This is a genomic window from Streptomyces pseudoechinosporeus (assembly GCF_054783935.1).
On the sequence record NZ_BAAGPS010000032.1, the window covers coordinates 161,252 to 165,505 of the forward strand.

The window sequence follows — 4,254 nt, forward strand, 5'->3', positions numbered from 1 at the left end:
CCCCGCCCCCACCCTCCGTCGGCCCCGGCTCACGCACCTACACGCTCAAGCCCCCGCCCGAACCTCACGCCTCGGCCGCCGCCTCCCCCTCCTCCAGGGTCGTTTCGTCCTCCGGGAGGAACCCCGGCAGCCACTCCTCGAGTTCCGCTCGGAGCCGTACCGTGGCGCCCAGTTGGCACAGCACGCCGATGGTGCTCAATGTCACCCGGTGTATCAGCAGATACGCCGGGGGCAGGTTGAGCTGCTTGCCGAGCTGGTGCGCGGGGGAGCGAGGGTCGGCGATTCGGGCCGCCTGGCTGCGCATCCAGCCTCGGGTGAAGGTGAACTCGTCGACCTTGGCCGGCTCGATGATGGGGAGCAGGTAGTCCAGGACGGCTTCCGGGTCGAGCTCAATCGACTCCTTGACGAAGCCCTCCTCGCAGAGCAGCTCGTAGACCGTTTCGGCCTCGCCGTCGAGGGTCATCCGCAGCGAGTCGCCGATCGTCGGCGGCAGGCCGCCCGGGAGGCGGTCCACCGTGCCGAAGTCCATTACGCCCAGGCGCCAGCCATCCATACCGTCCTTGCCGTCGGGGTCGCCGGACTCGTCGGGCAGGAGCCGGAAGTTGCCGGGGTGCGGGTCGGCGTGCAGCAGGCCGGTACGGGCCGGGCCGGAGAAGAGAAAGCGGGCGAGGAGCTGTCCTGCCCGGTCCCGCTGCTCCTGCGTACCGTCGGTGATCACCTCGGACATTGGGATGCCGTCGATCCACTCGGTCACCAGCACCTGCTCGCACTGGTGGACCACAGCCGGCACCAGTACATCCGGATCGTCCGCGAACTCCTCCGCGTGCGCCTGCTGGGCCTGTGCCTCCAGGCCGTAGTCGAGTTCCTCGGACACTCGGTCGCGCAGCTCCGCGATGAGCGGCTTGACGTCCATCCCCGGAATCAGCGGCCCCAGAAGCCGGGCGAAACGGCTGAGTTGGTTCAGGTCGGAGAGCAGTGCCTCGCCCGCACCCGGGTACTGCACCTTGACGGCGACCTCCCGGCCGTCGTGCCACACCGCGCGGTGCACCTGTCCGATCGAGGCGGCCGCGGACGGCTTGTCCTCGAACTCCAGGAACAGGTCGTGCCAGTCCTTGCCCAGCCGCTCCTCGAGCACAGTGTGCACCGTGCGTGTCGGCATCGGTGGCGCTGCTTCCTGAAGCTTCGTCAGTGCCGCGCGATATGGCCCGGCGACTTCCTCGGGCAGCGCCGACTCGAAGACGGACAGTGCCTGCCCGAACTTCATCGCGCCGCCCTTGAGCTCGCCGAGCACCTTGAACAGCTGCTCCGCTGTGCGCTGTTGCAGCTCGCGGCCCACGATCTCCGCCGACTTCCCGCCGATCCGTTTGCCGAGCCCCCACGTGGCCCGCCCGGCGAAGCCGAGCGGTAGGGCGGCGAGCTTGGCGGTCCGGGTGACCGCCTTCCGGGGAAGATCAGACATGCGCCCTCCAAGTACCGGACAGCCGAGCCGCTTGCGGCTGTTGCCCGGCCATTGTCTCGTGCGGCCTCTCGTCCTCCGAGGTCTGCTCCCCCTTAGCTTTCTCCGTAGTCCCGCACGAGCATGCGGGATGCGGCCACACGGGGCGTGCATGCCAGTCGAAACCGGGCACCGACGTCTCCCAACGAGCACCCGCGCTGGACGGCAACTCCCCGTCCAGAAAAGCGAGTGCGTGCCCCGCGGCCAGTCCGGCGACCGTGGCCGACAGCGTCAGATCGCACGCCTGCACCTGACGAGGCTGCCCGGAGCGCCATTGGGCGACCAGGCGCGGCCAGCTCGGGTCGCGGTCGGTGCGGCCCCGGTCCAGACAGCCGGCGCAGGCCGTGTCGCCGGGCAGGACCAGTGGGCCGACGACTCCGGTGCCCTCCACGACCCCGGCGTACAGATGCGGTGTCCCGGATGCGATCAGCGGCTCGGCGGTGGCCGGGTCGGGGGCGTGGGCCGCGAGGCCGTCCCGTGGCGCGAGGATCACCAGGGAGAGCCCCGGCTCTTGGTCGTCGGGAGGTGACTGTGCGCCGCCGCGCCGTGGTGGGCGGTTCGGTGCCGCCCGGCGCACCGCCCGCCGCGCTGCCTCTTCCCTGCGCTCGCCAATGGAGTCGACGGGCAGTCCGCCCGGTGCGACATCCCACGGATCGACGCAACCGCCGTCGCGTACGTCGACATGGCCCACGCCCGCGCCCGCCAGCGCGCAGGCCATGGCCACACCCACCCGGCCCGCGCCCCACACCTGCACGCGCAAGGAACGGCGGGCCGCCAGCCGTCGCATGCCCTCGCCCGGCTCGTGGGTGACCAGGGACAGGGACACGAGGTCGGCCCGCAGCCGGTCCAAGGCCGCCTTCTTCTCGCGCAGGGCGTCCGCGTCCGGGCCGCCGCCCGTCGCGTCGTCCAGCAGTCCCGCCCGGGCCAGCCGCTCCACGAGCCCGTCGACATGGCCGTCGGGCAAACCCATGCGGTGGCCTTCGTCGCGCAGGAGAGGAAGCCCGCGTGTCCCGTCGAGCAAGGTCAGAAAGCTGCTCGTCGCCGTGTCCATCGGGCCGAGCACCATCGCATGTGCCGGTGCCATTCCGAACTGCACGGTGTTCAGATCCCGCCAGGCGCGCCGAAGCGCGGGTTTCACCATCGGATGCATGACAGACCCCCGTACGTCCCCGTTGTGCCGGTAGTGCTCGTTCTGCCCCGCCGGTCGATTGCCAGCATGCACGCATCTGCCGGCGGAGGCCGAAAGTTATCCACAGGCTGTGGGTATTCGTCGTGCAAATCAGGCGTACGGAGTAGGGACAAACTGGGCGCGCAGGGCGCGGATCGGCATCGAACCGTCCCGGAGGCGGGACTTCCACCATGCGCAACAGGTACCGTCGGGGCGTGTCCGCCGACCCACTGAACCGCGGAAAAGCACAGCGCAGCACGACCAGCGAGCCGCCGAGCGGCTCGGGAACGAGCGCGATCGAGGTCCGCCGGAGCACTCGCCGACGCAGAACGGTCTCCGCGTACCGCGAGGGTGATCGTACCGTCGTGCTGATCCCCGCCCGGATGTCCGAGGCGGAGGAGCAGCGCTGGGTGGGCGTCATGCTCGACAAGCTCGCCGCCCAGGAGAACAAGCGGGTACTCGGCGACGCGGAGCTCTCCGAGCGTGCCGCCTGTCTCTCAGACCTGTACTTCGACGGCCTCGCCCGGCCCTCCTCGGTCCGCTGGGTCACCAACCAGAACACCCGCTGGGGCTCCTGCACCCCGGCCGAGGGCAGCATCCGCCTGTCGCACCGCTTGCAGGGCATGCCCGAATACGTCGTCGACTACGTCCTCGTCCACGAACTCGCGCACCTGCTCGTGCCCGGCCACGGGCCCCGCTTCTGGCAGCTCCTCGAGGCCTATCCGCGCACCGAGCGGGCCCGCGGCTACCTCGAAGGGGTGGTCGCCGCCGACCGGCTGCCCCATCTGCCCGCCGCGCGCGACGAGTGACGGCGGCCCGGCGGCGCGACTGTGCTGGTACGGGCCGGAAGCAGGGATTGTGTACCGGGTCTGTACCGGCTTCGTCCGCGGCCGGATTTTGCCGTTAGCCTGACGCGCGACGCACTCGTATTCGGGATGGGGGACGGTCGTTACGCATGGCCAGGGAATTCCAACGCGGCCACAAGGCCAAGATCAGTGACCTCACCGCGGGCACCGATCTGTACGTAGGCGTGCAGATCAGCGGCCCCGGACTGACCTTCGACATCAGCTGCTTCGGTCTGGACGCCGACGAACGGCTTTCGGACGACAGGTACTTCGTCTTCTTCAACCAGCCGAAGACTCCTGAAGAGTCCATTCAGCTCCTGGGAGCGCAGGCGGGCGACACGGAGTCCTTCCGCGTCACGCTCGACAAGATCCCGCCGCAGATCCAGAGGCTGTCGTTCACGGCGACGCTCGACGGCGCCGGGCAGTTGTCGCAGATCGCCCCCGGATACCTGCGCATCGTCGCGGGCGGCGAGGAGGTGGCCCGGTACCCCTTCAGCGGCGCCGAGTTCTCCACCGAACGCGCCGTGATGCTGGGCGACTTCTACCTCAAGGACGTATGGCGGTTCGCGGCGGTCGGGCAGGGCTTCGACGGCGGACTCGACGCGCTGCTGAAGAACTTCGGTGGCGAGGTCGCCGAGGAGGAGCCCGCCGCCGCACCGCAGCCGCAGGCCGGCGCGCCGTCCTTCGCGCCGCCCGCGCAGGCCACCGCGCCGCCCGCGTTCGGCGCCCCGTCGGGCCCCGCAACG

General features: G+C 70.4%; 4 protein-coding genes. 2 read left to right on the forward strand and 2 right to left on the reverse strand.

The annotated features are described in order from the left end of the window. Nucleotides 1-64 precede the first annotated feature (64 nt). On the reverse strand, nt 65-1,459 hold the full coding sequence (locus tag ACYVO6_RS30700) for an ABC1 kinase family protein (protein WP_461066847.1): 1,395 nt from the start codon (nt 1,457-1,459) through the stop codon (nt 65-67). Continuing rightward, nucleotides 1,452-2,645 (reverse strand): TOMM precursor leader peptide-binding protein, encoded by a 1,194-nt coding sequence (locus tag ACYVO6_RS30705; protein ID WP_461066849.1) that lies wholly within the window; start codon nt 2,643-2,645, stop codon nt 1,452-1,454. Before ACYVO6_RS30705 ends, ACYVO6_RS30700 begins: the two co-directional genes overlap by 8 nt. A 233-nt stretch (nt 2,646-2,878) precedes the next feature. Between ACYVO6_RS30705 and ACYVO6_RS30710 the strand changes: the two genes are divergently transcribed. Together ACYVO6_RS30710 and ACYVO6_RS30715 are read left to right on the forward strand one after the other, a co-directional pair. After that, the gene (locus ACYVO6_RS30710; protein WP_461066851.1) at nt 2,879-3,472 is read left to right on the forward strand and encodes a M48 metallopeptidase family protein; all 594 of its coding nucleotides are present in this window, start codon (nt 2,879-2,881) and stop codon (nt 3,470-3,472) included. Nucleotides 3,473-3,618: 146 nt separating this feature from the next. Then, the coding region (locus ACYVO6_RS30715; protein WP_461066853.1) for a TerD family protein at nt 3,619-4,254 on the forward strand (636 nt) is incomplete at its 3' end.